Source organism: Virgibacillus indicus (genome assembly GCF_002266285.1).
Lineage (GTDB): Bacteria > Bacillota > Bacilli > Bacillales > Amphibacillaceae > Virgibacillus_K > Virgibacillus_K indicus.
The window spans coordinates 1-7,328 of record NZ_NPMS01000019.1 but is presented as its reverse complement, the minus strand read 5'-3'; the positions used below and the strand labels follow the sequence as shown (position 1 = coordinate 7,328).

The 7,328-nt window shown below is 34.4% G+C and carries 8 protein-coding genes; 1 reads left to right on the top strand and 7 read right to left on the bottom strand.

Annotated features, from left to right (window positions below; genetic code table 11):
- From CIL03_RS19215 to CIL03_RS19190, 6 genes are all read right to left on the bottom strand, one after another.
- On the bottom strand, positions 1–484 hold a 484-nt coding region (locus CIL03_RS19215), incomplete at its 3' end, for a PfkB family carbohydrate kinase (RefSeq protein WP_240508168.1).
- A gap of 5 nt (positions 485–489) precedes the next feature.
- Positions 490–1,326: a sugar phosphate isomerase/epimerase family protein gene (locus CIL03_RS19210; protein WP_094887483.1), complete on the bottom strand. Its 837-nt coding sequence runs from the start codon at positions 1,324–1,326 to the stop codon at positions 490–492.
- A gap of 51 nt (positions 1,327–1,377) precedes the next feature.
- A complete protein-coding gene (locus CIL03_RS19205) occupies positions 1,378–2,214 on the bottom strand; it encodes a carbohydrate ABC transporter permease (RefSeq protein WP_094887482.1) in 837 nt (278 codons plus the stop codon).
- Positions 2,215–2,247: 33 nt separating this feature from the next.
- Positions 2,248–3,123 carry a carbohydrate ABC transporter permease gene (locus CIL03_RS19200; RefSeq protein ID WP_094887481.1) on the bottom strand — a complete coding sequence of 292 codons (876 nt, stop codon included), beginning with the start codon at positions 3,121–3,123 and terminating at the stop codon, positions 2,248–2,250.
- A gap of 51 nt (positions 3,124–3,174) precedes the next feature.
- Positions 3,175–4,458, bottom strand: coding sequence for an ABC transporter substrate-binding protein (locus tag CIL03_RS19195; RefSeq protein ID WP_094887480.1), 1,284 nt, complete (start codon positions 4,456–4,458; stop codon positions 3,175–3,177).
- Positions 4,459–4,525: 67 nt separating this feature from the next.
- Positions 4,526–5,257, bottom strand: coding sequence for a GntR family transcriptional regulator (locus tag CIL03_RS19190; protein ID WP_240508165.1), 732 nt, complete (start codon positions 5,255–5,257; stop codon positions 4,526–4,528).
- A gap of 254 nt (positions 5,258–5,511) precedes the next feature.
- On the opposite strand from CIL03_RS19190, the gene CIL03_RS19185 reads away from it, so the two are divergent.
- Positions 5,512–6,522, top strand: coding sequence for an SIS domain-containing protein (locus CIL03_RS19185; protein ID WP_094887479.1), 1,011 nt, complete (start codon positions 5,512–5,514; stop codon positions 6,520–6,522).
- A gap of 425 nt (positions 6,523–6,947) precedes the next feature.
- Here CIL03_RS19185 and CIL03_RS20325 read toward each other — a convergent pair whose 3' ends face one another.
- The gene (locus tag CIL03_RS20325) at positions 6,948–7,079 is read right to left on the bottom strand and encodes a hypothetical protein (protein WP_094887478.1); all 132 of its coding nucleotides are present in this window, start codon (positions 7,077–7,079) and stop codon (positions 6,948–6,950) included.
- Positions 7,080–7,328: the final 249 nt, after the last annotated feature.

The following is a 7,328-nucleotide window of genomic DNA, read 5'->3' as shown; positions in this document are numbered from 1 at the left end:
GATAATCCACATAGCTGGCTAGTTTATTTATCAAAGGGCTTTCAACCTCATTAGAGAAGTCAAACGAGGTAATTAGTCCACTTTTTTGAAATTCTTTGAAGTAATCTTCGCAATGTCCTGAAATAGCCGAATGTACTATTTTGTGTTTTTTTACATATTGGATATTCTCTTTGCTTAGTATAAAATCACGTAAAACTCCTTCATCGTAACCAGTAAATTTTCGTTCACCACCGTTAAGCACAACAGTAGTAACTGCAGTTTTACCTTCTTTAATAAGTACATGCGAAACATCCACACCTTGATTGTTAATTGATTCAATCATTCTTTTTCCATTACCATCTGAACCAACTACACCTATATACGATGTATTAACTTCATATCTCTTTAAATAAACAGCTACATTTACAGCATTTCCACCAGGGAAACTTTTCCTTTCGAATGAATAATCATCTATACAATTATCCCCCACTGTAACTATATCCATGAATTTCACTCCTTCTCTCGCGTCTTTTGGCATTGCTCAATGTAGGAAATAGATTTTATAAGGGCGGATTCAGGATTTTGATAATTTTTATACCCCATAATTTCCAATGTACAAACACCATTATAATTTGCAGTCTTTAAACTTTTAATATAGGAAGGAATAGGAAGTGTTCCGTCACCAACTGCTAAGTGTTCATCGCTGATACCGTCACCATCCATCAGGTGAAAATGATACAAGTCATCTTTAAATAAAGAAAAATATTGTTCTGGTGTTTCCTTTGCATTATGCATGGCCACAGTGTCAGCCATAGCTTTAACATGAAAAGAGCCAATTTCTTCTATCATATTTTTCATTTCAATCGAATTAGTAACTAGATTTGTTTCAAACTTCGTCAATGGCTCAAGTACTAAATAGATCCCTTCTCTTTCAGCAATCATTGCAAGCTTCATAATTGAATCTAAGGCATAGTTCCATGAGTCCTCTCGTTTAATTGAAAAGTCCCCTATTCCCGAAGTAACCAGCATCATTTTACTATCCAGTTCACTTGCAACATATATATTTTCCTTAAAATATTCTATACTTTTCATTCGCCATTCTTTATCATTTGCAGCTAAATTATATGGGTATACACATTGTTCCGGGGTCACACAAGCTACATCAATCCCTCTTCTTTTAATATCTTTGCGAATGCTTTGAATGTTAGGCAGTAAATTTCTATAAACGTACAGATGTGGTTCTCCCACCCACAATTCGATTGTGTCCAATCCAAGCCGTTCAACTGAATCAAGAAAATAAGTAAAGGGATAATAACGATATGTAATATTCATTGCAGCCAACTTCATCATGACAACCTCCTTTTGCTATAAGCTTGCTAAAAAGCATTTCCGAATCAACTAGCCCTTTACTCCTCCATCAGATAGTGCGTTAATAAAATGTTTTTGGAATATGATAAACAACAATATCATTGGTATAGTTGCTATAAATAAACCAGCTAAAAGAACCCCATAGTTAGTACCTAATTGACTTCTTAAATTCATTAAACCTACTGGTATTGTTCGTAATTCAGAACTCTCGATAAAGGCAAGCGCGAACATAAATTCATTCCAAAAAAACATTCCCGTTAATAAACCGGCTGTCAAAACAATTGGTTTACTCATTGGCAATATAATCCTCCAAAACACAGACCAGGAATTACATCCATCGATATATGCTGCGTCTTCAATCTCACGTGGCAGCGCAAGAAAATAAGATCGCATTAAGAAAACTGCAAAGGGGATCTGAAAGGCAACATATGGAAGTATAAGTGCCCAGTATGTATCGATTAAATGTAATGTTTGCAGCATTTTAAATAACGCAATCAAACTAACTTGTGGAGCGAGCATTAAACCACTTATTATAAATATAAATAATATATTTTTTCCTTTATAATCAAATCTGCTCAACGAATAGGAAGCGAGCGAACTTATTATGAGAACTAAAAAAACGGAAACACCTGTAACCAGAACACTATTCAAAAAATAACGTGCAACTCCGTTTTCCCAAGCAATTACAAAGTTCTCCCAAATCCACTCTTCAGGCAGCGACCATGGGCGCATAAAGAAGTCCGTATTTGACTTAAATCCACTAATAATCATCCAAATTAATGGAAAAATAATACATATAGAAATTGTAATTAAAATAACAAATAATATTAAATTAAATACCCTACCCCAAATATTTACTTGTTTCATTTATATTCACATCCTACTTAAAATTGATATAGACTATTTACCAGTCTTTGAGACTTTAAGCTGGAGAAAGGATAAAATAATTGTAATAAAGAAAATAACTGTGGCGATAGCTGAAGCATATCCCATCTCATCATTTCTGAATCCACTATTGAAAAGCATCGTACCCAATACTTCAGTAGCATGGCCTGGCCCACCCGAAGTCATAATGTATACCTCATCAAATACTTTAAAGGAGCCTACCACAGTAAAGGTAGTAGCAACTAAAATCATCTCTTTTACTTGAGGAATTGTTATATGAACAAAGGTATGATATCTATTTGCACCATCAATCATTGCTGCCTCATATAAAGTTCGTGGTATTTTTTGCATAGCGACTAGAAATAGCATCGTAATATATCCTGTATACTGCCATTGAGATACAAAGATCACTGCATAAATTGCAGTATCTGGATTACCTAGAAATGGAAAAGAAAAATCTTCAGAACCAATTGCACGGATAAATTCATTGATTACACCAATATTTGGCTGGTACATCATATTCCAAAGTAAACCAACTACTGCCAATGAAAGAATTGATGGAATAAATAAAACAGTACGGAAAAAAGGCTGAAATCTCCGTACAAACTTCTCTTCTAAAATAGAGGCTAGAATTAAACCGCCCAGCACTTGAAATACAAGTGAGATAACAGCATATAACACATTATTTTTAAGTGCAGTATAAAAAACAGGATCAGTGAATAATGTTTTATAATATTCTAAGCCGACAAAAACTTTATTATCTGAGAAGGCATTCCATCGAAAAGTACTATTATAAAAATTTAATATGATAGGTAAAAATATAAATATAATTAATATGAAAATTGCCGGTACCACATACCAGACTGCGCGTTTATTATCATATATATTCATTCCGACTCCCCCTAGAAAGGGGTAAGCAAAATTGCTTACCCCACAATTTAACTAGTTTGACTCATCTTTGACCTTTTCCGCTTCTTTCTGCACTTCCTCCATTATTTGCTCAGGGGTCTTTGTTTCATTAAATAGTGGTTGCATATTATTAATATATACATCTGCAATCCTGGATTCTACGACAGTGTCCAGCCATTGAGATAAGCCCTCCGCCTCTTCCAGTACTTTCTGAGCATTTACTGACTGAGTCAACGCATTATCTTCATTAACTGCTCCTTTTATAGAACTGGTCCAGTCTACCATTTCAACCATCATCTCCTGGTTTTCTTTGCTTGTAAGGAATTTCAGGAATTTGACTGCCTCATCGGGATGTTTCGACTCAGCCGATACGATAAATCCATCCGGCGCTCCTGTAATATAGTTTTGATTTCCTTCTCCATTTGGAATCACCGGCATAGGGAAGAATCCCCATTCACCAGGCAAATTATTTTTCATTTGTGTAAATTCCTCAGTTTCGATATACACCATTCCACCATTGCCCTGGAAGAAGTTTTCTTTTGCTAGACTATGTGAAACTGTATTAATATTTTCATTAAAATAACCTTTATCATTTAATTCTTTCAGTGTTTTTAAGGCTTCAACATAACCTTCATGAGTAAATTCTCCAGATTCCGGATTATAATCCTTAGCGAGTACTTCTTCCGGCACTAATTTCTGGTTTAAATCTGTAAGATAGTGAACACTTGCCCAAGGCAGTTCATTGCCAAGCTGTATTGGTGCAATACCTTCACCCTTTAATTTTTCATTTACAGCCATAAATTCTTCCCATGTTTGTGGTTCTTCCAGTCCAAACTCATTAAAAATTTCTTTATTATACACAAAGAATTTACCAACGAGACGAATGGGAATTCCATAATTTTTCCCTTCAGACATAAATGGCTCTAAACTTGCTGGAACAAAGCTTTCTTTCCAATCTGTATCCTCGTTCACATATTGAGTTAAATCTAACGCAACTTCAGCATCTATAAATTTCTGAACAAACTCTCCAGACCAGGAAAAAGTAATATCAGGTGCATCTCCACCGCCAATAGTGGTACGAAGCTTGTCCTTCATTGGATCATCGCCCACAGCTTCCATTTTTATTTTTATTTTTGGGTTTTCCTTTTCAAATTCCTCCACTACTTTTTCAAAAAAAGGTGCATATTCCGGCTCTGGCCACTTTTGTAAAAATTTGAGTTCAATTTGATCCTCACCTGAGGTCTCCTGCGAACAACCAACAGCAAATAGAGAAATAAAAACGGTTATGGCTACAAATAAAATCAGCTTTTTATTCATTCAAATTACCTCCCAATATGGTATATACCATTTCTATTATGGCTATAATGAAATAGCCAATTTAATACTATGGTTCTAAATTTAGTTGCGAATAATACCTTACGATATCACTTCTTGTTGTCGACCTCGTTAACTCTACAGCGTGATCATCTTTATTAAAAGCCAAAGATTCCAATGATATGCAAGCGCTTCCAGTTTTAATGGCAAGAATTTTACTCACTCTTTCATCAGACAGTGCCACTTGCATATACTGATCTGCCTTTATTGGTTTAATTCTATAGCGTTCTTCCAATACTTTATATAAGGATACATCATCTTTAATGTATTCCTCAATGCCTTCACAAGTATGATAGGGAATATATGATTCTTCCACCGCAATAGGTATTCCATCACCACATCTTAACCTTTCAAATATGATGACTTCATCCCCTGCTTTTATATTCAGTTTTTCTGCTATCAGTAAATCCGGAGTATTTATTTTTATATTTAACACCTTTGTACTTGGTGTTAATCCTTTCTGCATTAATTCCTTGCTATAGCTATTAAATGTTATAAAGTTCATGTCAATCTTTGTTGTAATAAAAGTACCTGATCCAACCCGCCTCTCCACCAACCCCTCCCTTTCCAGCATAGCCAAGGCATTCCTGGCAGTCATTCTACTAACATTCCCTTTTTCTGCTATCATCCTCTCTGATAATATTTTGTCACCTTGTTTTAATTTCCCCTTTTCTATATCTTCCAGAATCATATTCTTTAGTTGTTTATACATAGGTAGTTTATTCGAATCATCGTTTAGCAAAAGTTTCACTCCATATTCTTACTTGGTATATACCATTTCAATTTATAATAAAATATACAAACTAGTCTGTCAACATTTTTTAACAACGATATTTTATTTTTATATATATTTTTTTGAAAAAATAAGATTATTTTAAAAATAATCATGAAAACGCTTGCTAAAAAATTCTTTGACTGATATTATATGATTTGAATTATTTAGATTCTTTTTTTTAAAGCAAAATGGTATATACCAATCTCAAAGGAGGAAGAAGTATGCTAAATTTTGATGAGAAAGTCTATTTAAAAAATGGGGAAATCACCTATGAAACCAGGGAACAGATTGAACAAATAGCTCAGAAGATTCACGAAGAAGGATTTAAAAATATTTTTTTCATATCAGTTGGTGGATCTATTGCAATTATGTGGCCAATTCAAGAAATATTAAAACAGATAACGGAGATTCCAGTATATGCAGAACAGGCTGCAGAAATAATTTTAACCGGACATAAGCAACTCACTAAAGATTCGCTGGTTATAATGGCATCTAAATCAGGAAATACGAAAGAAACTGTAGCCGCAGCTGAATGGTGTCAGGAAAATAATTATCGAGTTGTTTCGCTTGTTGGTAAAGAAGAATCACCATTGGCGACAGCAAGTAATTGGATTATACCAAATCTAGCCAAAAATGGTGTTGAATTTGAGTATATGCAGCTATTTTTATTATTATTTAAATTACTTGAATATCGAGGGGAATTCCCAGATTATAGTAAATTTGCAGATCAAATAAAAACTCTTCCAGAAAACTTATTGCGAGCTAAGGAAAAGTTTGATCCTATAGCGGATGAGATTGCCAGAAAATACTACAAGGAAAATTATAATATTTGGATTGGCAGTGGAGAGATGTGGGGTGAAGTTTATTTATTCTCCATGTGTATTCTTGAAGAAATGCAATGGATTCGCACAAAGGCCGTTACTTCTGCTGAATTCTTCCATGGTACACTTGAGCTTGTAGAAAAAGATGTACCAGTATTTCTTGTTAAGGGAGAAGGGAAACGCAGGGAATCAGATAATCGTGTAGAACAATTTTGCAGACAATTTACAGACAAGCTTACCGTTATTGACACAAAGGACTATGAACTTAAAGGTATTGATGATAAATTCCGCTGGATTTTAGCTCCAACCATTTCAACAACTATTTTGGTGGATAGGTTGGCACAGCACTATCAAAAGTATACTGGACATGATATGGAAGATTATCGTTACTATAGACAATTTGCATATTAAAGCATTTATCGGTACTTTTCAGAACTAGAGAATAGGATTACCGTCCAACAAGGATTTATTCAAGTCTGGATGAGGATCCTATTCTTTTTTCTAAAATTGAATGGAATTTGATAGAAAACCTGCTTGTTATTTTTGTAAACATCAGCACATTGACTATTTCTAGCTTACTCTAATTATTTTACTTAGCCTTTATTCTCTGATAAACGAGATAATCTTGGGTCCATTATGAAAAGTAAACATACCAAAAGTACCACTTTTTTTATTTTCTCTACCCAATGATTCTGCAGCATCCCCGATAACAGATCCTTTATAACATCACATAATGCTATAAGTTCATCCATAAATTAACGATAATTACAGCCTTTGGGGACTTGACTACAGTCACCCTCATTCATCCGGCAATACCACATGTCTAACAACTGGGGTTACAAGCAAAATTGTGACGGCGCTGGGGTGGTTTTCTTTTGGTCTAATACGTTTTTCCGAAAAGTATATGCCGCACTTTCACAAACAATACCCTTCAGAATTTCACGTATGACTTCTAGAAATGTTTCCATGATTATTACCTCCTTTCCTAAAGAAAGAAGAGCGACAACCAACCACCCTCTCAATATTCAGTTGCTATTTCATTTTATCATAATTCTACTGCGCTTTTACTCTATCATTATTCGACAAAATTCGGGAAGTGACAGTGAACAACCCCCTTATAATGGACAATAGGATATAATAAAAATACGTCATAACAGACTTTTATAGGGGGATTATTTAATGGGGAAAAATCAAAGAAATACACATAAAAGTGTCGA